This window comes from Marinomonas lutimaris (genome assembly GCF_019426345.1).
Lineage (GTDB): Bacteria > Pseudomonadota > Gammaproteobacteria > Pseudomonadales > Marinomonadaceae > Marinomonas > Marinomonas lutimaris.
Window position 1 is genome coordinate 1 of record NZ_JAHLLW010000010.1, and the last position, 26,564, is coordinate 26,564.

Annotated in this window: 28 protein-coding genes and 1 tRNA gene; 17 read left to right on the top strand and 12 right to left on the bottom strand. The window is 42.1% G+C overall.

Going from position 1 to position 26,564, the window contains the following annotated elements; translation table 11 throughout:
* Positions 1 to 111: 111 nt before the first annotated feature.
* Entirely contained in the window at positions 112 to 1,416 is a 1,305-nt protein-coding gene (gene tyrS / locus KPL72_RS12515) for a tyrosine--tRNA ligase (RefSeq protein WP_219703068.1), read from the bottom strand.
* A gap of 108 nt (positions 1,417 to 1,524) precedes the next feature.
* On the opposite strand from tyrS, the gene KPL72_RS12520 reads away from it, so the two are divergent.
* Positions 1,525 to 2,934: a peptidoglycan DD-metalloendopeptidase family protein gene (locus KPL72_RS12520; protein WP_212917932.1), complete on the top strand. Its 1,410-nt coding sequence runs from the start codon at positions 1,525 to 1,527 to the stop codon at positions 2,932 to 2,934.
* 210 nt (positions 2,935 to 3,144) lie between these two features.
* On the opposite strand, the gene KPL72_RS12525 is transcribed toward KPL72_RS12520, so the two are convergent.
* Both KPL72_RS12525 and KPL72_RS12530 read right to left on the bottom strand, forming a co-directional pair.
* Positions 3,145 to 3,981, bottom strand: a complete 837-nt coding sequence (locus KPL72_RS12525) for a CheR family methyltransferase (RefSeq protein ID WP_212917931.1) — start codon at positions 3,979 to 3,981, stop codon at positions 3,145 to 3,147.
* Positions 3,982 to 4,038: 57 nt separating this feature from the next.
* Complete coding sequence (locus KPL72_RS12530; protein ID WP_072840335.1) at positions 4,039 to 4,968, bottom strand: chemotaxis protein CheV; 930 nt, start codon at positions 4,966 to 4,968, stop codon at positions 4,039 to 4,041.
* 140 nt (positions 4,969 to 5,108) lie between these two features.
* On the opposite strand from KPL72_RS12530, the gene flgA reads away from it, so the two are divergent.
* The 4 genes from flgA (at position 5,109) to KPL72_RS12550 (ending at position 6,902) form a co-directional block, all read left to right on the top strand.
* Positions 5,109 to 5,801 carry a flagellar basal body P-ring formation chaperone FlgA gene (gene flgA, locus KPL72_RS12535; protein WP_212917929.1) on the top strand — a complete coding sequence of 231 codons (693 nt, stop codon included), beginning with the start codon at positions 5,109 to 5,111 and terminating at the stop codon, positions 5,799 to 5,801.
* 112 nt (positions 5,802 to 5,913) lie between these two features.
* On the top strand, positions 5,914 to 6,228 hold the full coding sequence (gene flgM, locus KPL72_RS12540) for a flagellar biosynthesis anti-sigma factor FlgM (protein WP_212917928.1): 315 nt from the start codon (positions 5,914 to 5,916) through the stop codon (positions 6,226 to 6,228).
* A 37-nt stretch (positions 6,229 to 6,265) separates the two neighbouring features.
* Positions 6,266 to 6,745 (top strand): flagella synthesis protein FlgN, encoded by a 480-nt coding sequence (locus KPL72_RS12545; RefSeq protein WP_212917927.1) that lies wholly within the window; start codon positions 6,266 to 6,268, stop codon positions 6,743 to 6,745.
* An 81-nt stretch (positions 6,746 to 6,826) separates the two neighbouring features.
* A tRNA-Arg gene (locus tag KPL72_RS12550) sits at positions 6,827 to 6,902 on the top strand.
* 79 nt (positions 6,903 to 6,981) lie between these two features.
* Here the strand turns inward: KPL72_RS12550 and KPL72_RS12555 are convergent.
* Genes KPL72_RS12555 through KPL72_RS12570 form a run of 4 tightly spaced genes read right to left on the bottom strand, consistent with a single transcriptional unit; the run spans position 6,982 to position 9,910 of the window.
* Positions 6,982 to 7,389, bottom strand: coding sequence for an OsmC family protein (locus KPL72_RS12555; protein ID WP_219703070.1), 408 nt, complete (start codon positions 7,387 to 7,389; stop codon positions 6,982 to 6,984).
* Positions 7,390 to 7,432: 43 nt separating this feature from the next.
* Positions 7,433 to 8,248, bottom strand: coding sequence for an indole-3-glycerol phosphate synthase TrpC (gene trpC, locus KPL72_RS12560; protein WP_219703072.1), 816 nt, complete (start codon positions 8,246 to 8,248; stop codon positions 7,433 to 7,435).
* Positions 8,249 to 8,267: 19 nt separating this feature from the next.
* A complete protein-coding gene (gene trpD / locus KPL72_RS12565) occupies positions 8,268 to 9,308 on the bottom strand; it encodes an anthranilate phosphoribosyltransferase (protein ID WP_219703074.1) in 1,041 nt (346 codons plus the stop codon).
* Between the two features lie 23 nt (positions 9,309 to 9,331).
* A complete protein-coding gene (locus KPL72_RS12570; RefSeq protein WP_219703076.1) occupies positions 9,332 to 9,910 on the bottom strand; it encodes an anthranilate synthase component II in 579 nt (192 codons plus the stop codon).
* Positions 9,911 to 10,289: 379 nt separating this feature from the next.
* Here KPL72_RS12570 and KPL72_RS21455 point away from each other — a divergent pair, with 379 nt between their 5' ends.
* Complete coding sequence (locus KPL72_RS21455) at positions 10,290 to 11,621, top strand: magnesium transporter (RefSeq protein ID WP_212917922.1); 1,332 nt, start codon at positions 10,290 to 10,292, stop codon at positions 11,619 to 11,621.
* A gap of 69 nt (positions 11,622 to 11,690) precedes the next feature.
* Positions 11,691 to 12,860, top strand: coding sequence for a mechanosensitive ion channel family protein (locus KPL72_RS12580; RefSeq protein ID WP_249422238.1), 1,170 nt, complete (start codon positions 11,691 to 11,693; stop codon positions 12,858 to 12,860).
* A 97-nt stretch (positions 12,861 to 12,957) separates the two neighbouring features.
* Here KPL72_RS12580 and KPL72_RS12585 read toward each other — a convergent pair whose 3' ends face one another.
* Together KPL72_RS12585 and rpe are read right to left on the bottom strand one after the other, a co-directional pair.
* Entirely contained in the window at positions 12,958 to 13,638 is a 681-nt protein-coding gene (locus KPL72_RS12585; RefSeq protein WP_219703078.1) for a phosphoglycolate phosphatase, read from the bottom strand.
* The gene (gene rpe, locus KPL72_RS12590) at positions 13,638 to 14,309 is read right to left on the bottom strand and encodes a ribulose-phosphate 3-epimerase (RefSeq protein WP_219703080.1); all 672 of its coding nucleotides are present in this window, start codon (positions 14,307 to 14,309) and stop codon (positions 13,638 to 13,640) included. The genes KPL72_RS12585 and rpe overlap by 1 nt, the downstream gene beginning before the upstream one ends.
* 89 nt (positions 14,310 to 14,398) lie before the next feature.
* On the opposite strand from rpe, the gene KPL72_RS12595 reads away from it, so the two are divergent.
* Positions 14,399 to 15,382, top strand: coding sequence for a DUF3530 family protein (locus tag KPL72_RS12595; protein WP_212917919.1), 984 nt, complete (start codon positions 14,399 to 14,401; stop codon positions 15,380 to 15,382).
* A 16-nt stretch (positions 15,383 to 15,398) separates the two neighbouring features.
* Here KPL72_RS12595 and djlA read toward each other — a convergent pair whose 3' ends face one another.
* Entirely contained in the window at positions 15,399 to 16,202 is an 804-nt protein-coding gene (gene djlA / locus KPL72_RS12600; protein WP_219703082.1) for a co-chaperone DjlA, read from the bottom strand.
* 128 nt (positions 16,203 to 16,330) lie between these two features.
* Between djlA and KPL72_RS12605 the strand changes: the two genes are divergently transcribed.
* The 8 genes from KPL72_RS12605 to KPL72_RS12640 are packed head-to-tail and all read left to right on the top strand — an operon-like array spanning position 16,331 to position 24,298.
* A complete protein-coding gene (locus KPL72_RS12605; RefSeq protein ID WP_249422239.1) occupies positions 16,331 to 18,586 on the top strand; it encodes an LPS-assembly protein LptD in 2,256 nt (751 codons plus the stop codon).
* A gap of 2 nt (positions 18,587 to 18,588) precedes the next feature.
* Positions 18,589 to 19,839 carry a peptidylprolyl isomerase gene (locus tag KPL72_RS12610; protein ID WP_219703084.1) on the top strand — a complete coding sequence of 417 codons (1,251 nt, stop codon included), beginning with the start codon at positions 18,589 to 18,591 and terminating at the stop codon, positions 19,837 to 19,839.
* 10 nt (positions 19,840 to 19,849) lie between these two features.
* A complete protein-coding gene (pdxA, locus tag KPL72_RS12615; RefSeq protein WP_212917916.1) occupies positions 19,850 to 20,869 on the top strand; it encodes a 4-hydroxythreonine-4-phosphate dehydrogenase PdxA in 1,020 nt (339 codons plus the stop codon).
* The gene (gene rsmA, locus KPL72_RS12620; RefSeq protein WP_072840319.1) at positions 20,866 to 21,666 is read left to right on the top strand and encodes a 16S rRNA (adenine(1518)-N(6)/adenine(1519)-N(6))-dimethyltransferase RsmA; all 801 of its coding nucleotides are present in this window, start codon (positions 20,866 to 20,868) and stop codon (positions 21,664 to 21,666) included. Before pdxA ends, rsmA begins: the two co-directional genes overlap by 4 nt.
* The gene (gene apaG, locus KPL72_RS12625; protein WP_212917914.1) at positions 21,667 to 22,041 is read left to right on the top strand and encodes a Co2+/Mg2+ efflux protein ApaG; all 375 of its coding nucleotides are present in this window, start codon (positions 21,667 to 21,669) and stop codon (positions 22,039 to 22,041) included. It abuts the gene before it with no gap.
* Between the two features lie 8 nt (positions 22,042 to 22,049).
* On the top strand, positions 22,050 to 22,877 hold the full coding sequence (locus KPL72_RS12630) for a symmetrical bis(5'-nucleosyl)-tetraphosphatase (RefSeq protein WP_219703086.1): 828 nt from the start codon (positions 22,050 to 22,052) through the stop codon (positions 22,875 to 22,877).
* Complete coding sequence (glpE, locus tag KPL72_RS12635; protein ID WP_212917912.1) at positions 22,874 to 23,194, top strand: thiosulfate sulfurtransferase GlpE; 321 nt, start codon at positions 22,874 to 22,876, stop codon at positions 23,192 to 23,194. Before KPL72_RS12630 ends, glpE begins: the two co-directional genes overlap by 4 nt.
* Positions 23,195 to 23,200: 6 nt before the next feature.
* Complete coding sequence (locus KPL72_RS12640; RefSeq protein WP_219703088.1) at positions 23,201 to 24,298, top strand: tRNA nucleotidyltransferase/poly(A) polymerase-related protein; 1,098 nt, start codon at positions 23,201 to 23,203, stop codon at positions 24,296 to 24,298.
* Between the two features lie 31 nt (positions 24,299 to 24,329).
* Here the strand turns inward: KPL72_RS12640 and folB are convergent, their stop codons facing one another.
* Together folB and tsaD are read right to left on the bottom strand one after the other, a co-directional pair.
* On the bottom strand, positions 24,330 to 24,695 hold the full coding sequence (folB, locus tag KPL72_RS12645) for a dihydroneopterin aldolase (protein WP_219703090.1): 366 nt from the start codon (positions 24,693 to 24,695) through the stop codon (positions 24,330 to 24,332).
* 1 nt (position 24,696) lies between these two features.
* Positions 24,697 to 25,734 carry a tRNA (adenosine(37)-N6)-threonylcarbamoyltransferase complex transferase subunit TsaD gene (tsaD, locus tag KPL72_RS12650; protein ID WP_219703220.1) on the bottom strand — a complete coding sequence of 346 codons (1,038 nt, stop codon included), beginning with the start codon at positions 25,732 to 25,734 and terminating at the stop codon, positions 24,697 to 24,699.
* Positions 25,735 to 26,169: 435 nt separating this feature from the next.
* Here tsaD and rpsU point away from each other — a divergent pair, with 435 nt between their 5' ends.
* Positions 26,170 to 26,385 (top strand): 30S ribosomal protein S21, encoded by a 216-nt coding sequence (rpsU, locus tag KPL72_RS12655; RefSeq protein WP_009835737.1) that lies wholly within the window; start codon positions 26,170 to 26,172, stop codon positions 26,383 to 26,385.
* Positions 26,386 to 26,564: the final 179 nt, after the last annotated feature.

Consider the following 26,564-nt stretch of genomic DNA (forward strand, 5'->3'; position numbering starts at 1 on the left):
TTTGAAATTCTTTTAATTAATTTGAATTTCATGCAGAAAGCCTTAGATAAACAAAAAGACACCGAAGTGTCTTTTTGTTTATCTCATTACTTAAGCATCACCTATCAACAACTACAACACAAACAAATGGTGCTTCTTCTTACCTAATTTGACTAGGAAGTACTTCCCAAAATAACCATTTTCAGCAGTAAAAATATCAGCAGCAGCCATATTGTCGCTTAACCCTTTTGCCACACCATTAACAAACACAGAATCACGCTGAAGAGCATCTTTAACTTGTTTACCACTAGCTGCCAACCCAGCATCAGCCATTAGGCTAGTAAGCGGCATCTCAGAAAGATTAATTCCGGCCAAAGAACTGCTCGGCAAACCATCAAGCTGAATTTGCTCAAGGTCTTGCTCGCTTAACTGATCCGCTTCACCACTAAACAAAGCGTTAGTAATACGCTCAGCCGCTTGCAAGCCATCTTCGCCATGCACCAACTTAGTCGCTTCACGAGCAAGAATTGATTGCGCTTGAGGTTTACCGCCACTTTCTTTATCTGCTTTTTCTATTGCATCAACTTCAGCGAGATCTAGAAAGGTGAAAAATTTCAAAAATTTATAAACATCAGCATCTGCAGTATTCATCCAAAATTGATAAAACGCATACTGACTAGTCTTAGTAGAATCCAACCAAACCGCACCAGATTCTGTTTTGCCAAATTTAGTTCCATCTGACTTTGTAACCAAAGGAACAGTCAAACCAAATGTTTGAGACTGATTTTGACGACGAGAGAGATCAATACCACCAACAATATTTCCCCACTGATCACTACCACCTATTTGCAGAGTACAACCATACGCTCGATTCAACTCAGCAAAATCCATCCCCTGTAGCAGAGCGTAAGAAAACTCTGTAAAAGAAATACCAGCTCCTTCTCTATTAAGGCGCTGCTGAACGGATTCTTTATTAATCATTGCGTTTACAGAAAAATGCTTACCGATGTCTCGCAAGAAATCCAGTACGCTCATTTCACCAGCCCAATCAAGATTATTGACGACTCGGGCAGGGTTAGGGACCTCATCAAATTTTACAAACTGACTCACTTGTCCGCGAATCTTTTCAGCCCAGCTAGCAACTACATCAGATGTATTTAATTGGCGTTCAGCTGCTTTAAAGCTCGGGTCTCCAATCAAACCAGTTGCACCACCAACCAAAGCAATTGGGTTATGTCCAGCATCTTGGAAGCGTTTTAAAACAAGAAGAGGCACAAGATGACCTAAATGAAGGCTATCTGCGGTTGGATCAAAACCACAATAAAGAGTACGACTTCCACCATCTAGATGTTTTTTTAGCTCATCTTCTGCCGTCATTTGGGCGATAAGTCCGCGAGCTTGCAAGTCATTCAAAAGGTCTTTACTGCTTACAGTCATTATTTTGATCCATATCCTAGTTAGTTTATCTTACTTAAGCATTCAATTATAAAAGTAATGTTGGTAGGATTATAAGGCTTTTATTAAAGATTTTTTCAGGTACGCATTTTGATCAAGCTATTACCAACAAAGCATTTACTCCTAATTTCAGGAGTAAGCGTATTCCTCGCCGCAGTGCTTATTGCACTCCCTGAGGAGAAAACCGACGAAAACAACCTAATTTCCCTCGAAGCAAACTTTGAGGTGATAGACCAGTCTCAGCTCATGCTTCAGGACTTACAAAAACTCACACCCAAAAGTAGCACCCTCCCCTTAATAGCCGCTTCACCTAACAATACAAACTCCACCACCTACGAGATACCCACTCCTGACACCTTAGTAAAAAAGAGCCGCCCAGCCACATTCAGAGAACAATCTGTTGAGGTCAAATCTGGCGACTCCCTATCAAAACTATTAGCAAACGAAGGCATATCAGCACAAGACATATATAAAGTATCTCTAGCTGACAAAAAGCAAAAAACCTTACTGCAAATGAGGCCAGGACAAACAATCAACTTCACAACTAATGAAGCATCTGGAGAGCTTACTCAGTTAACACTTGTTCTCAACCGCTTAGATAGCGTAACTTTTGAACGAAATGATGAGAAATTCAATAGAACAGAAACCTCCAGAACACCAGAAATTGTCCAAGCTTACAAAGAAGCAGAAATCAATAACTCCTTATTTGTCGATGGACTAAGATCAGGAATAGATCAACCTCTCTTAATAGAGCTCGCAAACATATTCGGCTGGGATATAGACTTCGCTCTGGATATACGAAAAGGAGACAGCTTAAGCATTCTGTACGAAGAAAAATTTCTTGATGGTGAAAAAATAGGACACGGCAACATAATAGCTGCTCAGTTTATCAATAATGGCCGGACCTATCAGGCCATTAGATACAAAACTGAAAAAGGAGCTAACTACTACACCCCAGACGGTCTCGCTATGAGAAAAGCTTTTATACGCACACCTGTAGATTTCACAAGAATCTCATCAAAGTTCAACCCTAATAGACTACACCCTATATTTAAAACTAGCCGACCACATCGAGGCGTAGATTACGCTGCCGCAAGCGGCACTCCAGTCAAAGCCGCAGGCGATGGAAAAATATCCTTTGCCGGCAAACAAAACGGCTATGGCAACGTTGTTATCATAGATCACGGCAAAGGCTATCAAACCCTGTACGCACACTTAAAGGGTTTTGCGAAAGGCACCAAACGCGGAGCGAGAACCAAGCAAGGAGACATTATTGCTTATGTAGGACAAACCGGCTGGGCAACAGGCCCACATCTACATTACGAGTTCAGAATTAATGGAACTCACAAGAACCCAGTTACAGTGAAGCTACCGAATGATGATCCGATGCCTAAAAATGATTTGAAAAATTATTTACCGTATGCAAAACAAGTGGTTGCCACACTAGCAAACTCACACTCGCCATCGTTCGCACAAAAATTCGCCTCTCTAAAAGAGTAAACCACATTCGATACTTCTTTGCATAATCAGCGCAACCAACTCGCTGATTATGCAACACCCTATATCGTTAAACATGTGAAACCAAGACTTAGTCAATATCAGCTTTTTTGATAAAACCCTACCTACAACTTCATCAAAGAACAAATCAGCAGTTACAAAAAAGCCCATCTATGCACGCTAGACAGGCTCCTCAACAACAAAGCAAGATCTCTATAGAGATTTAGCCTTGTAGACAATACCTGGGTGACATTGAACAATCTCAAAATAATCAGATAAACCGCTCAACGCCTCAGACCCACCAAGAAATAAATAACCTCCAGGCTTCAGAGAGGCATGCATTCTTTTCAAAATGTCCAACTTAAGATCAACAGTAAAATAAATTAGAACATTCCGGCAGAAGATCACATCAAACTTACCTAACATAGAAAATGATTCGATAAGATTCAAGTACTTAAACTCAACTCGAGCACCCAAATGGGGCTTAATTTTCCAAGTTAATTCGTTCACTTTGTCAAAGTAACGACGCTGTAAATCTGCACCAAGACCTCGAGCAATAGCTAAACTGTCATACTCACCCTGCTTAGCATGCTGCAAAATATTAGTACAAATATCTGTCGCTATTATTTTCTCACCCGCCTTCAAAACACCAGGTCGAGACGACTTAAATTCTTCTATAACCATACTAATAGAATAAGGCTCTTGACCTGTCGAAGACGCTGCAGACCAAATTCTTAAAGGCCCCGCAGTCATTTCAGGCAATACTTTGTCTTTTAGAATAGTAAAAGGATGAGTATCTCTAAACCAAAGCGTCTCGTTAGTTGTCATTGCATTAATGACTTCTTCTTTTAGCTTAGACCCGCCCAATCGCTCCAAAGCATCCACTAGCTGCTCGATCTTAGAAAAACCTTCCCTTTCTAAGATTTTCCCTAGCCGACTGGCAACCAAATATTGCTTGTTATCACTCAGTGAGATCCCGCATACTTTCTGCAGGTAATCTCTGAACCTGATATAACCATTAGGTGTAATTGCATTTGTACTACTGAGCATTAAAACTCCATAAGTGTCAGGTTCAATAAATAAAGGCAAATAGTGAGAGCCTAAACATTACTCTGATTGCACCTGCACTGTTTCTATCGCCAATCGAGCCAATTCATCAGGCTGGAACTTCGCTAAAAAGCCATCAGCTCCCACTTTTTTAACCATCGCTTCGTTAAACACACCACTCAAAGAGGTATGAAGAAGAATAAATAGGTCTTGCAGACGACTATCGTTACGGATCGCAGTCGTTAGCGTATAACCATCCATCTCTGGCATCTCTATATCAGATATGACCATTGAGAATTCTTTCGTCACATCCTTGCCTTCTGCAACCATATTTTGAAGATAAGTAAGCGCCTCACGACCATCACATAAAACTGTCGTAGCAAAACCAACCTGCTCCATACAACGCTTAATCTGTTTACGCGCAACCGAAGAGTCGTCTACGATAAGGATATGATGTTTTTGCGCATTTTCTGTCACGCCAGCATTAACAATACCTTCAGAAATATCCTGACGAGTAGGAGCAACTTCAGATAAAATCTGCTCAACATCAATAATCTCAACCATTTCTTTATCAACCTGACAAACGGCCGTTAGGTAATTATCATTCGACAAACCTTTTGGAGGCGGCTGAATATCACTCCAATTCATGTTTACAATGCGCTCTACACCTCGCACTAAGAAACCCTGAATTCGACGATTGTATTCCGTGATAATCACAAAACACTGACTGATATTTTCAATTGGGCTCGCGCCCGTAGCCAACCCCAAATCTAAAATAGGAATAGTACCGCCACGAATATGAGCAACACCTCGAACCACAGGAGAGCTATGAGGCATGGTAGTTAATTTAGGACACTGCAACACTTCTTTCACTTTAAAAACGTTAATGCCATAAATTTGCTTGCCATTTAAGCGAAACAGCAGCAATTCAAGTCGATTTTCTCCTACGAGCTGTGTACGTTGGTTAACAGTATCCAGAACTCCAGCCATAAACGCCTCCAAAATGTGTAAACATTATACTGAGGTATCACCTCAAAATTGTTAAAATGTATCATCCAATGATAAAGTGAATTCAAATTTTTTACTAACTATCTTATTTATAACGTAATAATAAACAAAGAGAACAAATCATGCGAATCATAAGGCTAAGCATAGCCTTCATTTGTTTCCAAGCTGGCTTCACATTTGCCACAACGACTGAAGAACAAATTAATCACTACATCAATCAAGTAGAAATCCCTCGGTTATCAGAAATATACCCTGACGCCACTATCAACATAACATTAAATAATCTCGCAGCTCTCAATTACCTACCTGATTGCGAAGACAAATCCATTCAGATCAACAATCAAAGACCAGACGCCACCAAACGCACAAACTATGAAGTCAGCTGTGACTCACCGACCTGGAAATCCTACGTACCAGTAACACAGTCAATAATGATTCCAGCAATAAAGACCATCACCCCGATAAATAGAGGCCAAGTCATCAGTAAATCAAACACTGATGTAGGCGAAGTTGACATATCCAACCTAAGAGGACACGTTTATACCAAAAGATCCCCACCTTATGGCCTAATTGCTTCACGAAACTTACGTATAAACACAGTTATCACTGACGATCTAACTAATCAGCCGACCTTAGTTAAAAAAGGCGATTCAGTACTAATAACAGCAAGCAGTGGCACTATTATAGTCCGAATGAACGGTGTTGCTTTAGAAAATGGTGTTAAGGGTCAACAAATCCGAGTCAAAAACACAAGTTCTGAACGAATTATATACGCCAAAGTTGTAACTGACAGTGAGGTTCTTGTAAACTATTGAGTACAGACTGATCGGCAACAAATAAATACTCTTTTTTGGGGCTTTTAATTAAAGTTCTTATAGACCCAGCCGACAACATAGACAGGCAAATCATTAAAGGGCGGAAAACCCAATGGCAATACATTTTACAGGTCTATCAAACCAGAGCACGATCAACAAAAGCGAACGATCGCAAAAAGACGATGCAACAAGTAGTGCAACGGAGAAACAAAGTACAGTTCAAAGTGGCGGCACGTTAGCAGAAGACACAGTCAAATTAAGCGGAACTGCGCAAACGCTACAAAGTCAGCAGTCTAAAATTAACAACCTGCCTGATGTCGATATGGATAAAGTAGAACAAATTAAAAGCGCTATTGCAGCTGGCGAATACAAAATAGACACACAGAAGTTAGCGAATAATATGGCTTCTATGGATTCGCTATTCTAGACTGTTACCTCTATACAGTCTGTAAACGGTTTGTCTTATGATTCCTATCGTACCAATATTTATCAGAAGCAAAGAGATTTTAGAAAGACTCTCTTCGCTTCTTGATGAAGAACGTTTAGCTTATGGTGAATTAGATACCGAACTTATTGTTAGCCTATCAGAGCAAAAACAAACCCTTCTTGATGAAATGAATCAACTTAACGAGAAAAGAGTTAACATTCTCATTAAATTTGACATCATCGACAGAAAAAAACCTACCGAAGAAGAATTCAAAAACTGGCTTAGCCTTCAAGACAGCTCTATGGACAAGGTTCGCCTATTAATGCAAGAGTGTGAAGCACTGCTAAAAAAATGTAAAACACAAAACAACACAAACGCTCGAATTCTCAACACGTTACAAAAGCGTAATAAGCACCTTTTCGAACTACTCCAAGGCCATAGCAGTAAAAACAAAGTTTATACCGCCAGAGGCTCTACACGACCAATAAGCAGTAAGCACACACTAGGCAGAGCTTAAAAAACCATAAGAATCAACATCATACTTAGCTGCCATTTGTATTTTTATCGTAATTAATGTATAAATCTCTCCTTGCAATACGTCCTCATAGGTAAACAGGATATACCGGCCGCCTCCTAAGCAGCTATTCCAGGTTCGAGTCCTGGTGGGGACACCAATACCTCAAGCCCAACAGAAAAAATCAAAAAAAAGAACCTCTCGGCTCTTTTTTTAAAACACTCTTATCAAGCAATATCCTATTCAGCTTCAATAACTTCAAAGCTGTGAACAATTTTCACACCGCCTCGCTCTAACATTAGAGACGCTGAGCAATACTCTTCTGCAGACAATTTAACAGCCCGAGCAACAACACTTTCTTTTAGATTACGGCCCGTAACGACAAAGTGCACACGAATTTCAGTAAATACGGCAGGAACAGCATCAGCTCGATCAGCATCAATTTGAGCAACACAAGAAACAACATCTTGACGGGATTTTTTTAAAATTCCAACCACATCATAAGAAGTACAACCGCCCAACCCTGCAAGTATAAGTTCCATTGGTCTTGGCCCAGCAAGCTGATTACCGTCGATTTCTACCCTAAAACCAGAGCCTGTTTCAGCAGTAAAATGCACATCTTCTTGCCAACTAACATTCGTCTTCATATTCCCACCTTACTTAATTCTGCTATAGCTGAAGCTATTATCACTACGACTGAAATAGCTCAGCCAATTTTTCACCTGGATCATCAGCGCGCATAAAAGCTTCGCCAACTAAAAATGCATGAATACCATTTTGTCTCATCAAGGCCACATCATCACGAGTATGAATTCCACTCTCAGTAACAATCAAGCGATTGGAAGGCACACTCCCCATCAATTCAAACGTATGATCTAAACTAAGCTCAAAGGTATGAAGATCACGGTTGTTAATCCCAAGCAGTTCGGTCTGTGTGTACTCCAAAGCCAACTCTAACTCTGGGCGATTATGCACCTCTACCAAAACATCCATACCAAGATCACGAGCCATTTGATCCAACTCTCGCAATTTTTCACCACTTAGACACGCTGCAATCAATAAAACACAGTCTGCACCTATTGCTCTAGCTTCAAGCACCTGATATTCATCGACAATAAAGTCCTTGCGAATCACCGGCAACTTACTAGCCGAGCGCGCTTCAACCAAATAATCTTCATGGCCTTTAAAGAAATCACTGTCTGTTAGAACTGACAAACAAGCGGCACCGGATCTTTCATAGGAACGGGCAATATCTGCAGGAATAAATGGATCGCGTATAATCCCTTTACTAGGCGAGGCTTGCTTAATTTCAGCAATAACACCAGATTTACCGATGGCTATTTGATGCCTTAACGCATGAGCAAAACCGCGAGGAGCGTTATGAACATTCGCCACAGATGCGGCGACCTCTAAGTTGCCATACGGTGTATGAGATTTGCGCTCAGTAATCTCTTCATACTTTCGAGCTACAATTTTCTTTAAAATTGTCGGTGTTTCTATTTGCATTAGGCTACTGCTCCTATCATTACAGTGAGTCAGGACTCATAAAACAACGCGTGAAACTGGCTAATTCAGACATCTTAACTTTGGCCGTACCACCACCAATCACGTCTTCCGCAATATTCACACCTTCAGCTAAGGTATCAGCAATACCTGAAACATAAATTGCTGCACCAGCATTTAAGGCAACAATGTCCCTAGCTGGGTTTATTTTACCTTTACCATCCAATGCCATTTTGACTAAAGCAAGGCTTTCTGTCGCATCTGTTGCTTGAATAGTATCAATAGATTGCAATGGAATACCGAAATCTTCAGGAGATATTTTGTATTCTGAGATTTCCCCATCCTTTAACTCCGCCACATAAGTTGGCGCAGCAATACTAATTTCATCCAAGCCATCTTCAGAATGAACTACCATCACATGCTCACTGCCCAGGGCTTTTAACACCTCAGCAATAGGACGAACCCACTTCTGATGAAAAACCCCCATCACCTGACATTTTGCATTAGCAGGGTTGGTCAATGGGCCAAGCAAGTTAAAAATAGTGCGTGTTGCCATTTCTTTTCGAGGACCGACTGCATACTTCATCGCAGAATGGTGGTTCGGTGCAAACATAAAGCCTAAGCCAATCTCTTCAACACAACGGCAAACCTGTACTGCATCAAGACCAAGATAAATCCCTGCTTGCTCCAGCACATCAGCACTACCAGACTTTGAAGACACAGAGCGACCACCATGCTTAGCAACCTTGCCGCCCGCAGAAGCAACAACAAACGCAGACGCTGTCGATACGTTAAACAAGTTTCCGCCATCGCCACCAGTACCACAGGTGTCAACCACGTGCTCAAGATCCAAGTGTACTTTGCTCGATAATTCTCGCATTACTTGCGCCGCTGCCGTAATTTCTTCGACAGTTTCACCTTTCATTCTCAGGCCAATTAAAAAACCGCCTATCTGTGCTGGTGTGGCTTTTCCCGTCATGATGTCATTCATCACTATTCGCATCTCGTCGCCGCTTAAATCTTGGCGCTCAACAACGGTAGCAATCGCTTTTTGAATATCCACCAGCCTCTCCTATTGTATTAAAACTATCTTGTTAAGAAATTGGCCAATAAGGCATGGCCTGCTTCGGTCAGAATTGACTCAGGATGAAACTGCACCCCTTCAACGGCAAGCGTTTTATGTCGAATCCCCATAATTTCCTCTCTATCGCCTCCTGCATTTTGACTCCAAGCGGTCACCTCTAGGCAATCTGGTAATGAGTCTGCAGAAACAACTAAAGAATGGTAGCGTGTCGCGATCTGTGGATTTGGCAAACCAGAAAACACAGAAGTATTTTGGTGGTAAATCAACGATGTTTTACCATGCATGACACTTTTAGCACGAATTACCTCACCACCAAAGACCTGACCAATACTTTGATGGCCTAAGCAAATACCCAATATTGGAATTTTTCCAGCGAATGCCGCGATTGCAGCCAAAGAAATACCCGCTTCATTTGGCGTACAAGGCCCTGGCGAAATAACCAAATGAGAAGGAGCAAGCAGTTCAATGTCTTTAAGACTAATTTCATCGTTACGATAAACCTGCACATCCGCACCCAACTCACGAAAATACTGAACAAGATTGTAAGTAAAAGAGTCATAATTATCGATCATCAATAACATAAAGAAGAGGCGCGCCTATAAAACAATGTTGACCTAAACTAATGTCACAATCCTCAGAAACTGACATCAAAAACTAAATACACCGACAAACAAACAATAAAACCGAAGTTTAAAGTGCGCTAAATTCTACACTGTCAGGAAGTCCCTGTCTCGCCAGTCCTTACAACCCTAAAACCAGATAAAGCTTAAATAGCACACGCTACTGGCTAACATCTTCATCAACTAACTCAATTATTTGGATTTCATATTTTCAGCATTTTGGAAGGTTTTAAATAATATCGTGTAAAAACAAAGCCTTGTTTGATATGCAAGAGGTTATACCGCACACTAGAAAGCATGTTATCTTTACCGCCATCATTCAGTGTTTTAAGGATGCCCAGTGCATAGCCAAGTCGCCGCCCTCATCGAAACCCTCATTCATGACGAGCACTCTCCTGAGTCCGTTAACAAGGCCATTTCAGAATTAACACCAGATGATGTGGCATTAGCGCTTGAATCCATTCCGCTTGCCCAACGACGACAAGCATGGGCCAATATCAAGCAAGCCAATCGCCTAGACATCTTGGTTGAAATGCGCGGGGAATCCCGCCAGTTACTATTAAAAGAGCTAGATGACTCAGAGATTGAAACCTTATTCACTGATGTCGACGCCGAAGACCTACTCGAAATAACGGACTCATTACCTGACCGCCTTGTCGACATTGCTTTAAAGCAAATGGACAACAAGCAGCGCGAATACTATCAACAAGGTATTGTTTACGATGATGACGTTGTCGGCCGCTGGATTGATCACGAGTTATTAATTGCATCACAGTCTATTCGCACATCTGAAGTAATGAGACTCTTGAAAAAAAGTACGCCAGATTACACAGACATGATCTATCTAGTAAACAGAACTGGCCGCTGGGTCGGTTGTGTAAAATTTGATAAGCTTTTTAAAGCACAAGGCCATGAACCCATTTCGAGCCTAATAGATGAAGATTGCACCTTTATCCGCGCCGATACTGAACTAACAAAAGCTGCTGAGCAACTAGAACGCTCTTATCTCTCAGCACTCCCTGTCGTAGATGACAATCAAATCTTACTAGGTCGTTTCCATGCGGGACTTGCTATGGAAACATGGCGCTTAGAGCATGAAGCACAGCAGATGTCGACCGCAGGTCTAAACGAAGAATCCGATCTATTTGCCCCCGTAAAGCGCAGTGCAGCAACACGTGGCATTTGGCTTGGCATAAATTTACTGACGGCTTTTTTAGCCTCGGCGTTTATTGGTCTGTTTGAAGCCACGCTTCAGCAAGTCGTTGCACTAGCGGTATTAATGCCTGTTGTTGCCTCCATGGGCGGTATTGCTGGTAGTCAAACATTAACCCTGATTGTACGAGGCTTAGCTCTAGGACAAATCACTCGCAGCAACTTAAAATCACTTTTATCAAAAGAGCTAAAAGTCGGTGGATTAAACGGTATTTTATGGGCCATTGTCATTGGCGTCGTCACTTTATGGTGGTTCGAAAGCCCAATGCTTGGCATGGTAATCGGCTTAGCCATTATCGTTAATATTATAATGGCAGCCCTGTCTGGCGTTCTAATACCCGTATTGCTTGATAAGTTACGTATTGATCCGGCGCTCTCTGGGTCCGTCATTTTAACCACTGTAACCGATATTGCTGGTTTCGTTGCTTTCTTAGGATTAGGAACATTATTACTTATTTAGCGTAACACTATAGATCTAACCTCTAATCAGAGCCATTCACGAACTTAACAAAGAGATAGAGTAAGCATAATGAATTGGGAAACAATGCAAGTATATTTGGGCTTGGGCGACACTAAAATGCACTGGGTTGTCCGAGTTTTTTTAGTTGTACTCGGTACACTTATCGTTAATTTTATTGCCACTCGCATATTAATGCGCATAGACAAACAACTCGAAAAAACCAAAACCCCTTGGGACAATGTCTTAATTCACGCCGCCCAAAAACCTGTTGGAGTATTTATCTGGTTAGCTGGCTTGAGCATTGCGGCAGAAATCTCTGGATCAGAAGTCGACCCCAATTTTTTGTCACTTGTTCATGCAATACGTGAAGTTGGAGTTATCGCTATCCTGACTTGGTTTGTATTACGCTGCATATCCGAAAGTGAAAGAACCTTAACAAGCTCTAGTAAAATATCCACCAATGTAGATTACACAACAGCCAGCGCAATCAGTAAATTACTACGTGCATCCGTTATCATCACTTCCGTATTGGTTATTTTACAAACCCTGGGTTACAGCATTTCCGGCGTATTGGCATTTGGCGGCATCGGTGGTATTGCCGTCGGTTTTGCAGCTAAAGACTTACTGGCCAATTTTTTTGGTGGTTTAATGGTGTATTTAGATCGCCCGTTTGCGATTGGCGATTGGATTCGCTCTCCAGATCAAAACATTGAAGGTACGGTTGAACATATTGGCTGGCGACAAACCCGCATTCGCACTTTTGAAAAACGCCCCTTGTATGTTCCTAACTCTACTTTTTCGTTGATTTCAGTTGAAAACCCATCACGCATGACCCATCGACGTATTAATGAAACCATTGGGGTACGCTATCGTGACTTTAGCCTGCTACCAACGATTCTGGCAGATATAAAAGACATGGTTGCCAATCATGAAGATTTGGACACAAACGAAACCTACATGGTGAACTTTAATCAGTTCGGCCCATCCTCTTTAGACTTCTTTATTTATGCCTACACAAAAACCGTAGACTGGCGGACTTACCACAACGTCAAACAAGATGTGCTATTCAAAGCCATGCAAATTATTGAGTCGCACGATGCGGAAGTTGCTTTCCCAACCCATACGGTTCATATGGCAAATGATAGCCAAATGACTCTAGTGTCAGAGCAGGCCAACTCATCTGAGCTGCTTACAAAAGAGCAACCTCAGAAAGAGTCATCTCCGAGAGAACAGAACTAAAGTAATTCATAACGTTTAAAACACTAAATTTCAAACACAAAAAAAGGCCAAACTAGAAACAGTCTGGCCTTTTAGCTTTATCTCACAATCAATAAAATCAGACTAACAGCTCAGCTAAATCATCAATTATTGCATCAGCACCTAGCCCCGCAAGATCAATACCTTGGTTGTAACCATAGGTAACCAATGCACATTTGAAACCAGCATTGTTTGCCGCTTTAAAATCGGTAATCGAGTCACCGATCATCAGGCAATTTTCAGGTAAGGCTTCGATAGACTCACTACAATGCAACAAAGGCATAGCAGATGGTTTTTTCTCCTCTAGCGTGTCACCACCTAACAACCAACCAAACTGTTCGGTCAGCTCAAAATGATCTAGCATGGGTTTCACAAACACACTTGGCTTATTGGTAATCAGAGCCACGGGCACACCGTTATGCTTAAAGGCTTTCAGTAAGGCTTTCACATTTGGATAAAGCGTCGTGCCATCGGTCAAGTGCGCACGGTAATGCGTCAAGAAAATGCGATACGCTTCTTCATGCTTAGCTGAATCAATCTTAGCCCACTCAAGCGCTTGCTCAATCAATTTAGCCGAACCAAAGCCAACCCAACCACGAACAAGTTCCTCGCCCGCAAGCGGCGCACCAAGTTCAGCTAAGAAAGCGTCTACGGCACCTGCAATATCAGGAACACTATCAACTAGCGTGCCATCAAGATCCAAGCAAACTAACTCAGGCCAACCATCAAACCACTTTGAAAAATAGCTAGGCGTTTTCATTAACGTATACTCGCCAATTCTTTACGCATCGCATCGATAACGGCTTTGTAATTGTCTTTACCAAAAATCGCAGAACCAGCCACAAAGGTATCCGCGCCAGCACGTGCAATTTCAGCAATGTTCTTTTCACTCACACCGCCATCGACTTCAAGACGAATGTCATAACCACTGGCATCAATCAAGGCTCGAGCTTCACGTAACTTATCTAAAGTACCAGGAATAAAAGATTGACCACCAAAGCCTGGGTTTACCGACATTATCAAGACCATATCGATTTTATCCATCACATATTTTAAATGCTCAAGAGAGGTTGCAGGATTGAATACCAAACCGGCTTTACAACCACCATCTCGAATCATTTGCAAAGAGCGATCAATATGCTCACTGCCCTCTGGATGAAAAGTAATCATAGAAGCACCTGCTTCAATAAAGTCACCAATCATACGATCTACTGGTTTCACCATAAGATGAACATCAATATCAGCAGTCACGCCATGTTTGCGTAATGCTTTACAGACCATAGGACCAATCGTTAAATTAGGAACATAATGATTATCCATCACATCAAAGTGTATGATGTCGGCTCCGGCCTTCAAGACATTGTCGACCTCTTCACCTAGTCGAGCAAAATCGGCAGAAAGGATCGAAGGGGCAATGATAAAATCATTCATATCTGACTCCAGCAGTGACACAATAAAGGTCTCATAGTGAAAATTTAGACCGTATTTTAACAAGGCCTTTAGAAGAAGTATTGAAAACAATGAAGAAAATTACTGCACTGCGTCACGCTATCATTGCACTTCTTTGCTTAGGCATAAACGCCCATCTTTTCGCAGAAGAATCCCAAGCAGCGCCTAGCAGCACACCCACTCCGCAACAAACTACGCCAGCAGAAAGCACTAAAGAGTACATCATTCCAAAACCACAGGCATCTCGGATTGACGCGCTAAAAACCTCATTAACGATAAGACGCTTAGAACACCAAATCCAAAACCTAGAAGCCAGTGGTGAATCTTTTCTAACGCTTTATCGACCATCACTCACCAGCTCAACCCAAGGCTGTGTGATCATGCTGCATTCAGATAACGAACACCCTGACTGGCCAGATGCCATTGCACCATTACGAGATGCTATGCCGGAATATAGTTGGTGCACGTTATCTATCGAAATACCTGACATTGTCAAACGTGCGGAGCCAGTAAAAATAGCTACACCGCCAACAAACAATACTCAATCACCTATAGGACTTCCTAACCAATCTATAGTTTTCGCTCGCATACAGTCCACTATCGATTATGCAAAAAACCAAGGAGTCGAACAATTCACTTTTCTTGGTTACGGAACAGGAGCTAGTTATGCTCTAAGTTTTTTAGCAGCCAATCCGAGCTCAGGTGAGGCTTTAGCTCTTATCGATATAGAATCCCCACCGAACCTATCAGATTACGAAGTGGCACAACAGATTCGCCAAGTTACCCAGCCTATCCTAGATTATTATGTCAATAAGACAGGAAACGATCAGTTTGCGCTGTGGCGTAAACAAGCAGCCAACCAAAGAGAGGATAAAATTGGCGACTTCACTCAAATAGACGCCCTGCCAGATAGAGTCACAGGAAAAAACAGCAAACAATTACTAATTCAACGAGTTCGTGGCTTTTTAAAGCAAAATACCAGCCAAATAAACCAACGAAAGTCATTACCAAGCGCAAAAAAAGGGCTTTTCTATGAAAGCCCTGTGAACAATTAGATATTAACTTAAGTTACTATTTACGAGCATTTTTTACCATTTCGTAAGCAGACTGAATTTCTTGTGTGCGCTCTTTAGCCAACTCAATCATTTCATCCGGTAAACCTTGTGAACTTAATTTATCGGGATGATTTTTGCTCATAAGGCGTCGATAGGCCTTTTTAATATCAGCATCGCTCATCTCTGGCGTAACACCTAGCGCTTCATATGCAGCCTTCAATAAGTCTTTTGAACCCGCATTGTTAGAAGAATAATCAGAAGAAGATTGGTAACCTTGTCTAAAATGCGCTTGCTGCTTAACTTGAATATGCAAAGCCTCAAACTCTGCCACAGACACACCAAGATATGCACAGACCTGAGACACAAATGACTTTTCTTCAACGCTAAAGTGACCATCTGCATAAGCAGATACCAGCAACACTTCCAATAAAGTTCGCGTTAAATCCCCAGGACCTACAACCTGTTTAAAATTATTTAAAACAGACGCCAAGTCAAAATTGTCAGATTTACCTTCGTTAAACAATTGCTTCGCTTGCTCTTGAGCTGCTGGCGATAAACGCAATCGCTGCATCACAGATTGCGCTAATTGGATCTCTGCTTCCGATACTTGGCCATCAGATTTGGCCAAACGCCCCATTAAAAGAAATAATGTTCGAAAAAAAGTTTCTTGCTGAAGGCGCATATCGGCACGACCACGAATACCGCTGAAAGCGCCGCCAGTCTGCGCCCTATCTACGACTCCGCCGACAATGAACCCCAACAAAGCGCCTAAAAAACCAGCTAAAATATAGCCCAAAATCGCGCAAACAATTTTCCACATAAAGATATTTCTCCAGAATCGGTAGCCCCTATGGGCCTGCTTAGATTATCATTTGTCTTATTACGTGGAACCGCTTAAGGGCAGTATCCGATTTAGGACAATAATTTTTGGTGGCAAGTATACCCTGCATGGTTAAGCATTTACGCACCTACGCCTTATTTTTTCAAAGTCTTTTCATATTGCCTCTTGCGCAAGCGCAAGTTGATCAATGGGACTGGACGCCCAAAGAATCCCTGACGACTGAGCAGAAAGCACAGCTAAGTCGATATTGTCAGGGCTCATACATTAGCAGCTGGACAGCGACAGATACAGAGGGAACTAATCTCACCGCTGACCTCATCGTTCGTGACGAGAACGGTGTCATTCACCTTCAAGGTGCGGCTGAAATCATTCAGCCTAAATCTACCTTGTCCGCGGATAGCATAGAAGGCATTCCAGATGATTATTATCTCGCTGAGGGCAATGTCACCTTGCGAAGTGAAAATCAGCTCATCCGCAGCTCAACGGGTTATATCGCGAACAGCGGTGATGCACCAACAGTATTCAAAGATGCCAAATTCCTTAGCCACGAAACAGGTGCGCGCGGCGAAGCTAAATCCTTATCTCGCAATCAAGACGGAGTCGTCTTTATTGAGGAAGGCTTTTTTACTACTTGTGAACCAAACCAAGAAAGCTGGAAGCTATATGGCAGCTCAATAAAGCTAGACACAAAAAGTGGCTTCGGTACAGCAAAGCACGTACAGGTGCGTATTGCTGACATACCTGTTTTCTATTTTCCTTGGTTAAGATTCCCAATAGACAATGCTCGTCAAACCGGTCTTCTCTTTCCTACTTTTAGCTATTCCGGATCAGATGGACTGAGTGTTTCGACACCCTTTTACTGGAATATTGCCCCAAACTACGATGCGACCATTACGCCGCATTTTATCCAAGAAAAAGGCGAAGGGATTGACTTAGAACTCCGTCATTTAAGCCCTTATGGGGAAACAACTTACGAGCAATCTACTTTTTCTGACAACGATGAAGGCGAACAGACTCTCTTAAAATTAAAATCCACGCAAAAGTTTAATCAGTCCTTTAGCGCTGGCTTTTTATTAGAAGACAATCCAACAAAAGATAAATACCCAGAAGCAAACAGCACGTCGATAGCAGAAAAAGACCATTACGAACGCAGTCTGTACTTTGCCTTTAACAATGGTAACTTTCTTAACAAGGTGACTTACTTAACTTATCAAACACCTGATGATACAGAAGACGAACCATTTGAATGGTTGCCTCGTATAGACAGTTCTTATCGTATAGCAACATCCTTCTTGGATTATAAAATTGATGCTCAATACACAGACTTTTATGACCCAGCCGAAGACAACTTTGACGGACAACGTATCGCTCTTAATCAGGACATCAAACTTGACCTAGGCAGTGACTGGGGAAGCTTAACGCCAGGTATTTTAGCTCAATATAGAGATTACGATCTTCATGACTATACATCAGACTCTGATAGCAACACCTCTGTTGGGCATATCACCAGCTATGTAGATTCATCATTACTATTTGAACGTAACTTTCTGAATAATCAAACAGTATGGCGCCAAACACTTGAGCCTCGTTTAAGTTATTTGAACTCACCATTCGAATCACAAAATCAGATTCCTGATTTTGATGCCAGCGAACCGACTATGACCTACTCTCAAGCCTTTAGTCATAGCCGATTTAACGGCAATGATCGCATTGGTGATACAGAACAAGTCACTCTTGGTTTAGAAAGTCGTCTATATGATGAAAACAATAATGAAAAATGGGCATTCAAAGCAGGTCAGATCTTCTATTTAGAAGACCGTTATGTTGGTATTGAAGGGACAACGGATAAAAATACCGCCATTGATGACGCAAAACGAAGCGATCTACTGACATCAGCTAATTATAATGGCAACCGCTACAGTCTAACGGGTAATTTGAATTACAACCTAGACGATAGCGAGGTAAACTTAGCTCAGCTTATCGCGTCTTTAGAGCCAGTTGATGACATAAAAATAAACCTAAGCTATTTGTACTCAATCAATAACACAGACCCGGATGATGATGCCAAACAAGCAAGCATAGGAACTATTTTGCCGATCAATCAAAATTGGTCCATGTATACACAATATACCTATGATTTCTTAAGAGAGGATGGCACTAAAGAAATTGCAGGGGTAGGCTATGAAAACTGCTGTATCAAGGTTTCGATGAGCTATCAACATTGGCTCAACAATGACAATGAGTTTGATAGAGGCGTCTTTTTACAATTTATTTTACGTAGCTTAAGCAGTTCTGGCGGCGCTAACACCGAAGCCAACAATATTGCTGACAGCTATTGGAACCAAGGAAAAGTTGGATATTAATCATGAAGTTGTTTTCTTTTTTCTGTTACATTCTATTGGCTTTAATGCCGCTACAAACACTGCACGCAGCACCAACAAAAATTGATGGCATTTCGGCTATCGTTGATTCTAAACCCATTTTGGAAAGTGACATTGTGAGCCGCTTTCAAATCGTAAAAGACCGCGTTCCAGGCGGAGTAATGACAGATAATATTCATCGTCAAATCCAGAACCAAATGATTGATGAAGCATTACAAGTCAACTATGCCCGCAAAGTCGGTATGCGCGCATCTAGCTCAGAGGTAGATAATGCCATCCTTGGTGTCGCAAAAAACATGAATTTAGACTTACAAGGTTTGAAAAATGTTCTTGCTAGCAAAGGCATAAATTATGATCGCTACCGCGAGCAGATTGAGCAAGAAATTCTTATCAACAACATAAAACGCGAAATCGTTAAAAAACGTATCGCTATTTCAGATCAAGAAATTAACGACTACCTCAGCTCAGACACCAGCATCACCAAAGAAAAAGAGCAAGTACATCTGCGCCATCTAATTATTAGAGCAAGCAACCCTGAAGAAGCCGCTGCCAAAATTAAAACCATTGCTGGAAAAATAAACTCAGAGGATGACTTTGTTCAGCAGGCCATTGAAAACTCAGACGGTCAATTTGCCATAGAAGGCGGAGACTTAGGCTGGCGCCCATTAAACCAACTACCACCATTATTTGTACGAGCTCTCGAAACGGAAAAAGGCCCACTTATTGGCCCATTGCAAAGTAATGCAGGTTTCCATTTATTGTGGGTGATAGAAAAGCGTTCACCAGATGTAACGCTACAGCAACAAACTAAAACTCGACACATCCTAGTTCGCGCTAATGAAATCCGTAACATGGAACAAACAAAAGTTCTTGCTGATGAAATTTACAGCAAATTAGAAAATGGGGCTGACTTCACTCAACTAGCAAAAGAATACAGTGAAGATCAAGGCTCTACGCTACAAGGTGGTGATTTAGGTTGGGTAACGCCTGGGACAATGGTACCTGAATTCGAAGAAGTAATGAAAAACACCAACATCGGTGACATTAGTAAACCGTTCCGCACACAATTTGGCTGGCACATTCTGCAAGTCGAAGGTCGTCGTGAAGCGGACATCAGTGACAAAGTAAAACGTGTCAATGCTGAACGAGCTTTAACAGCGCAAAAACAAGACATAGTACTTGGCAACTGGCTTGATGAACTACGAGCTGACGCCTTTATTGATATTAAAAATTAAGAGAAAAACAATGGCACATAATTCGGTAGAATCACTCCCCATTATTGCCATTACCTCTGGTGAACCTGCGGGTATCGGCCCAGATATTATTTTAAGCGCTTTAAACGAGCAGGCATTCCCTGCTCGTTTAATTATCCTAGCAGATCCTGATTTACTTGAAGACAGAGCTCTAACGCTAGGCCTAGCGGTAGAGATTAAAACACTCAATAGCTCACAAGATGTCACAACACACCAGCAAGGTACAATTAGCGTATTGCCGGTCCAACTGGCAAATAAAACCATTGCCGGTGCTCTGGATATTAGGAACTCCCCCTATGTACTAGAAACCCTAACAAAAGCAGGCGAAGGCTGTATAAACAAAGAATTTGATGCCATTGTCACACCACCCGTTCATAAGGGTATTTTATGTGAAACCGGAATTCACTTTTCCGGACATACTGAATTTTTTCAAGCTCAATGCAAGTCACCACATGTCGTTATGATGCTAGCAACAGAAGCAATGAAAGTGGCGTTGGTAACAACACACCTACCACTTAAGGATGTGTCTTCTGCTATCACAGAGCAAAGTATCAGCCTTGTAGTGAAAGCACTCAATCAAGACCTACAAGAAAAATTCGGTATTGCACAACCTAAAATCTTAGTCTGCGGTTTAAATCCACATGCAGGTGAAGACGGCCACCTTGGCCGAGAAGAAATTGACGTCATTATCCCGACCCTCAATAAACTTCGCCAAGAAGGCCTAAACTTAATCGGACCACTCCCTGCAGACACCTTGTTTACACCAAAATACTTAAATGATGCCGACTGCGCCTTGGCTATGTATCACGATCAAGGTTTACCTGTGTTAAAATATTCAGGTTTTGGTAATGCCGTCAATATTACATTAGGCTTACCTATTATTCGGACATCCGTCGACCACGGCACAGCCATTGACTTGGCTGGCACAGGCAAAGCAAATAACGGCAGCCTTAAAGTGGCCATTCAACATGCTATTAACATGGCAAATAACGCGAAAAAGTTTTCTAAATGAGCAAACCACAACCCCATAAAGCCAGAAAAAGATTCGGCCAAAACTTCCTTCATGATCACGGTGTTATTCGTCGTATTGTGGCGTGCATTGGCCCTAAAAAAGGTCAGCGCATCGTTGAAATTGGGCCAGGTAAAGGCGCATTAACGGAAGGCATTATCAGTGTTACTGAGCGCATGGACGTTGTCGAGCTTGACCGTGATCTTATTCCTATTTTAAAAGTGAATCTGTTTCGCTTCCCTGAGCTTACTGTTCATGAAGCTGATGCTATGAAATTTGATTTCACGTCATTAAGTACTCCAGAACAAGCCATTCGAGTTGTAGGTAACCTGCCTTATAACATTTCGACACCGCTTATTTTTCACCTATTAAGCCAAGCAGATGCAATTGAAGACATGCACTTCATGCTGCAAAAAGAAGTCGTTGATCGTTTGGCTGCGCGTCCAGGTGACAGCCTATATGGACGATTAAGTGTTATGGCGCAGTATTACTGCTCTGTCGAATCACTTTTTATTGTTGGGCCTGAATCATTCGATCCAGCACCGAAAGTTGATTCAGCTATTGTTAGAATGACGCCTCACAAAACGCTGCCTCATCCTGTCAATAACATCAAAATGTTAGAAGACATGGTAAGAATCGGCTTCCAGCAACGTCGAAAAACCCTACGCAATAACTACAAAGGCGTGTTAGACAATGATGATTTCACTGCTCTAAACATTGACCCAACACTACGCCCAGAAAGATTAGACGTAGAAGACTTTGTTCGAATTACCAACTACGTCCTCAAAAAGGAAGGGTAAATGCAAAAATATGACGTCGTGGTTTCCGTTCGTACAGAATACCTAGCAGGACAATCAACACCAGCAGAGTCACGCTATGTGTTTGCTTATCATATTTCCATTACCAACTGCGGAACTGAATCAGCCAAGCTTCAAACCCGCCACTGGATAATTACTGATGGCAACGAGCAAGTTCAAGAAGTGAAAGGTAGCGGCGTCATTGGTGAATACCCGTATTTAGGTCCAGGCGAATCATTTCATTACACCAGCGGAACAGTGATGGAAACGGTTGTTGGTAGCATGCAAGGCAGCTACCAATTTCTGGCCGATGACGGCACCGAATTCAAAGCCCCTATCCGCCCGTTCACCTTATCCGTTCCAAATCAGGTTCACTGAGGCTATTTATGGCTACCTATGTTATTGGTGATTTACAAGGCTGTCTCACGCCTCTCATACAGCTTTTAGAGCAAATCAATTATCATCCAGAGCAAGATAAGCTTTGGTTTGCTGGTGATCTAATCAATCGCGGTGAAGAGTCTCTAGAAACGCTACGTTTCATCAAGTCACTAGGCAATAATGCGACGATTGTTTTAGGTAATCATGACCTGCATTTGCTCGCCGTCTCTCACGGCCATGGAAAGCTAAAACGTGGCGATACACTCGCAGAAATACTAACTGCTGGTGACCGTGACGACCTAATGGATTGGTTACGCCATCAACCTCTGTTTCACTATGATGCGCAACTCAATACCGTCATGACTCATGCCGGCATTCCACCTTGTTGGGATTTAAAAAAAGCACAAACACTTGCTAAAGAAGTAGAAGACAAACTGAAATCAGACAGTGTTGATGATTTTTTTGCCACCATGTATGGTAATAAGCCAGATCAATGGAGCGACGATCTGACAGGGCTAGACCGCCTTCGAGCTATTACTAACTATTTAACTCGCATGCGATTCTGCGACGAGAACAGTAAACTCGATTTAGAGTCAAAAGAAGGTATCAACACAGCAACTAAAGGTTACGCACCTTGGTTTAACTACCCGACAAAAGTGCCTGAAGATTGCCATATCGTTTTTGGGCACTGGGCCGCTCTAGAAGGGAAAACCCAAAAAGAACGTATTCACGCACTGGATACGGGTTGCGTCTGGGGTGGAAGCCTAACCGCTTTGCGCCTTGAAGACAGACAGCGTTTCAGTACACCTTGCACAATAAATCGGAATAATTCATGACTTACACTTGTATCGACATCGCCGACGCTCTCCCAATCATTGAAAATAATGCCGCTATTGTAGATATCCGCGATTTAGTTAGTTTTCAAAATAGCCACATGACAAACGCTATTAACCTTACTAATGACAACGTTCAAAACTTTATTGATAGCACGGAAAAAAGCCAACCGGTTATTGTCTGCTGTTATCACGGCAACAGCAGCAAAGGCGCAGCAGAATACCTTGCCTCTCAGGGCTTCAAAGAAGTTTACTCTTTGAATGGCGGCTTTAGCCAATGGAGCGCAATGCTCCCTGATCAATGCGAGACAGGTAAATAGATAAAAATGACACTCCCTTATCAAGTTTATCTCGTAGGCGGCGCCGTTAGAGACGCTTTACTTGAACTCCCAGTTATCGACCATGACTGGGTCGTCACAGGCGCCACACCAGAACAACTTGAAGAAAGAGGGTTTCAACAAGTTGGAAAACAATTCCCTGTTTTCCTGCACCCAAAGAGTAAAGAAGAATACGCCCTTGCCCGTAAAGAAAAAAAACAAGGCGAAGGCTACACTGGCTTCATCTGTGATTTCTCACCAGATATCAGTTTAGAAGAAGACCTAGAACGACGAGATCTAACCATCAACGCCATCGCAAAAGATGAAAGCGGCACCTTGATTGACCCCTTTAATGGTCAACAAGATTTGCTCGACCGAGTATTTCGCCATGTCTCAGATGCCTTTATAGAAGACCCACTACGTGTATTACGAGTCGCCCGCTTTGCTGCGCGCTTGCATCACTTTGGCTTTACCATAGCGCCAGAAACCATGCTTTTGATGCAAGCTATTAGCGCGTCTGGAGAGCTCTCCACATTAAGTGCAGAACGCATTTGGAAAGAGCTAGAAAAAGCCCTTAACACTTGCCATGCTGATGTTTTCTTTTCCGTATTGAAGGAAGCGAACGCCCTTGAGAAACTCTTTCCTGAACTTATTTGGAAAGACAATCAAGTAACGACTAATATCTTAAGCCAAACAGAAATAACACCAGCTCAGCGCTGGGCCGTTCTCAGTAAAAACACGCCACTTACTGAACTGACCCAGTTACATCAACGTATCCGTAGCCCAAACCAATTCAAAATTCTCGCAGAGCAAACTCGCTCTTTTTTAGAGAATCAGCGCATTCCAATGAACGCCGTTTCATGGGAGAACTGGCTAATATCCGTCAATGCCATAAAAAAACCTCAACCATTTATATTACTGATTGAAGTTCTAAGTCGCTTAACCAATAGCAGGTTTGAGGACTGGCAAAAACTACGAGACACTATTGCAGCAATCAATGCCGCAGGATTAATCAAACAAGGCTTAAGTGGTGCAGAGCTAGGGCAAGCACTTAAAAAAGTGCGCGCCGAGGCTCTAGACAAAACACTTTCACCACTGATTAGCTAACTCTTAATAGCTCTATCAAACTATCACTTTCTTAATAAGTCACAGCAGATTTTCTGTGAATTTTCACACCGACAGCCTGCGCCGCTGAAACCGCGCCGGGTTTACGCAAAGTTAACGTGACAGCATTCAACTTAAACCGCCCAATCAACTCGCCTACTAAATGCTCAGCTAAGGTTTCGATTAACTCAAACTGACGCTCTGCACAAAATGCCAAAATATAATTCGAGATAGCTTCGTAATCTAGGGTCTTAGCCAGATCATCGGTCTCTGCTGGAACACGGTTATCGTGTTCCATTTCTAAATCAAATACCAAATCCTGCTGAATCTTTTTTTCCCACTCATAGACACCAATCACGGCTTGAGTTTTTAGACCTTCAATAAAGACCAAGTCTTTCATATTAAGATTCCTTCAAAGGTGGCAATTCAGACAAAGGCCAACGAGCACGTATCGACAAGCTTAACTCAGAAGATTGGCCATTCACCAAACGCTGGGCACCCGCATAAGCAATCATGGCACCATTATCAGTACAAAATTCTGGTCGAGCATAAAACACGCTGGCTTTTATTTTTTTCAACTGACTCTCAAGCTGTTCACGCAAACGCTGGTTTGCACTTACACCACCAGCGATAATTAACTGCTTCAAACCTTCCGCTTCCAGCGCACGGCGACACTTAATTACTAAAGTGTCCACCACTGCGGTTTCAAATGCCAAAGCGGCATCCGCTTTAAATTGCTCGTCACAACGGTCGTTATCGAGTGCATCATGAACCGACGTCAAAAACGCCGTTTTCAAACCGCTAAAACTAAAATCTAAACCTGGACGATCTGTCATAGGACGAGGAAATTTCAATCCAGATTTAGGATTACCTTGTTTTGCCAAAGCTGCAATTTGCGGCCCACCAGGATAAGGCAAACCAATCATTTTTGCCGCTTTATCAAACGCTTCGCCAGCAGCATCATCAAGAGATTGCCCTAGAAGACGATACTCACCAATCCCATCTACTCGAACCAACTGAGTGTGTCCACCCGAAACCAGCAAAGCAACAAAAGGCATTTCAGGTTGAGACTCTTCTAACATAGGAGCAAGAAGGTGACCTTCCATATGATGAACACCCAAAGCAGGAATCCCTAAAGCATACGCCAGAGAACGCCCAATCGTGGCGCCAGCCATTAAGGCACCAACCAAACCTGGACCGCTTGTATAAGCAACAGCATCCAATTCCGACTTTTTCATTCCCGCTTCTTGCAACACTTCATCAATAAGCGGCAAGGTTTTACGAACATGATCACGAGAAGCCAACTCTGGCACTACGCCACCATATTCAGCGTGCTGTGCAATTTGAGAATAAATCTTGTGAGCCAACAGACCATTGTCAGTATCGTAAATCGCGATACCCGTCTCATCACAAGAGGTTTCTAATCCCAATACTTTCATCAAAATAATCTCATCAATAATTTGAGCGCATTGTACCCTATCTATCTCGACCGTTGCAGAGGAAAGAACCACTTACTTAAAAGACAAGCCAAATGAAATTAGACACAACAAGACAAAAGCATTATAATGCGCGCGTTTTAAATGTTTAAATTAAAAGGCAGGTGATTTTTCTAGTTTGGCACATAGCTTCTGGTGTAAGTACTTCTTATGGCAGTTAAATGGCGATCCAAACACCCTCTTAAAAAATGAATACAGTTACAGACGCGACAATAGTCTGTTCAGGGTTGGGCTTTTTATAGCCTAGAAAAATCGATCCATACTGGATCACACTCTGTTCAACAAAAGCGCGCTTTGAAAGCCCATTAAATACGGGTATGATTCACGCCGTTTTTGTGAATACTTAAACTTTAGAAAAATATTATTAAAGGTAATAACATGCCAGCAGTAAAAGTAAAAGATAACGAACCATTTGACATCGCTCTACGTCGCTTCAAACGCTCTTGTGAAAAAGCAGGCGTTTTGGCTGAAGTTCGTCGTCGTGAATGCTACGAAAAACCAACTACTCTTCGCAAACGTGCTGCAGCCGCTGCTGTTAAACGCCACGCTAAGAAAGTTTCTCGTGAACAGAAGAAATTCCAACGTTTGTACTAGGCCAATCTGCCGTTTGGCAATTTGCTAAAAAACAAATGTTTGCCTAGACGTTTCTAACATTTAGGCTTATAAAAAACGGCTAGTTAAGCAACTAGCCGTTTTTTTTGCTTCCAAAGAGACCTCTGCGCAGCGTTACAGGCAAACTGTCTCAGTGAATTAAAGCTCTATGAATTAAAAGA

What these genes read in the sequence shown, in the direction of transcription:
- KPL72_RS12525 (WP_212917931.1), bottom strand. Translation starts at nt 3,981, where the DNA reads ATGCTCAGTAGTACAAATGCAATTACACCTAATGGTTATATCAGGTTC.
- KPL72_RS12530 (WP_072840335.1), bottom strand. Translation starts at nt 4,968, where the DNA reads ATGGCTGGAGTTCTGGATACTGTTAACCAACGTACACAGCTCGTAGGA.
- tyrS (WP_219703068.1), bottom strand. Translation starts at nt 1,416, where the DNA reads ATGACTGTAAGCAGTAAAGACCTTTTGAATGACTTGCAAGCTCGCGGA.
- rsmA (WP_072840319.1), top strand. Translation starts at nt 20,866, where the DNA reads ATGAGCAAACCACAACCCCATAAAGCCAGAAAAAGATTCGGCCAAAAC.
- KPL72_RS12595 (WP_212917919.1), top strand. Translation starts at nt 14,399, where the DNA reads ATGAAGAAAATTACTGCACTGCGTCACGCTATCATTGCACTTCTTTGC.
- KPL72_RS12640 (WP_219703088.1), top strand. Translation starts at nt 23,201, where the DNA reads ATGACACTCCCTTATCAAGTTTATCTCGTAGGCGGCGCCGTTAGAGAC.
- trpC (WP_219703072.1), bottom strand. Translation starts at nt 8,248, where the DNA reads ATGCAAATAGAAACACCGACAATTTTAAAGAAAATTGTAGCTCGAAAG.
- glpE (WP_212917912.1), top strand. Translation starts at nt 22,874, where the DNA reads ATGACTTACACTTGTATCGACATCGCCGACGCTCTCCCAATCATTGAA.
- KPL72_RS12570 (WP_219703076.1), bottom strand. Translation starts at nt 9,910, where the DNA reads ATGTTATTGATGATCGATAATTATGACTCTTTTACTTACAATCTTGTT.
- tsaD (WP_219703220.1), bottom strand. Translation starts at nt 25,734, where the DNA reads ATGAAAGTATTGGGATTAGAAACCTCTTGTGATGAGACGGGTATCGCG.
- flgM (WP_212917928.1), top strand. Translation starts at nt 5,914, where the DNA reads ATGGCAATACATTTTACAGGTCTATCAAACCAGAGCACGATCAACAAA.
- folB (WP_219703090.1), bottom strand. Translation starts at nt 24,695, where the DNA reads ATGAAAGACTTGGTCTTTATTGAAGGTCTAAAAACTCAAGCCGTGATT.
- KPL72_RS12605 (WP_249422239.1), top strand. Translation starts at nt 16,331, where the DNA reads ATGGTTAAGCATTTACGCACCTACGCCTTATTTTTTCAAAGTCTTTTC.
- KPL72_RS12580 (WP_249422238.1), top strand. Translation starts at nt 11,691, where the DNA reads ATGAATTGGGAAACAATGCAAGTATATTTGGGCTTGGGCGACACTAAA.
- djlA (WP_219703082.1), bottom strand. Translation starts at nt 16,202, where the DNA reads ATGTGGAAAATTGTTTGCGCGATTTTGGGCTATATTTTAGCTGGTTTT.
- pdxA (WP_212917916.1), top strand. Translation starts at nt 19,850, where the DNA reads ATGGCACATAATTCGGTAGAATCACTCCCCATTATTGCCATTACCTCT.
- flgA (WP_212917929.1), top strand. Translation starts at nt 5,109, where the DNA reads ATGCGAATCATAAGGCTAAGCATAGCCTTCATTTGTTTCCAAGCTGGC.
- KPL72_RS12610 (WP_219703084.1), top strand. Translation starts at nt 18,589, where the DNA reads ATGAAGTTGTTTTCTTTTTTCTGTTACATTCTATTGGCTTTAATGCCG.
- KPL72_RS12545 (WP_212917927.1), top strand. Translation starts at nt 6,266, where the DNA reads ATGATTCCTATCGTACCAATATTTATCAGAAGCAAAGAGATTTTAGAA.
- apaG (WP_212917914.1), top strand. Translation starts at nt 21,667, where the DNA reads ATGCAAAAATATGACGTCGTGGTTTCCGTTCGTACAGAATACCTAGCA.
- KPL72_RS12585 (WP_219703078.1), bottom strand. Translation starts at nt 13,638, where the DNA reads ATGAAAACGCCTAGCTATTTTTCAAAGTGGTTTGATGGTTGGCCTGAG.
- KPL72_RS12555 (WP_219703070.1), bottom strand. Translation starts at nt 7,389, where the DNA reads ATGAAGACGAATGTTAGTTGGCAAGAAGATGTGCATTTTACTGCTGAA.
- KPL72_RS12630 (WP_219703086.1), top strand. Translation starts at nt 22,050, where the DNA reads ATGGCTACCTATGTTATTGGTGATTTACAAGGCTGTCTCACGCCTCTC.
- rpsU (WP_009835737.1), top strand. Translation starts at nt 26,170, where the DNA reads ATGCCAGCAGTAAAAGTAAAAGATAACGAACCATTTGACATCGCTCTA.
- rpe (WP_219703080.1), bottom strand. Translation starts at nt 14,309, where the DNA reads ATGAATGATTTTATCATTGCCCCTTCGATCCTTTCTGCCGATTTTGCT.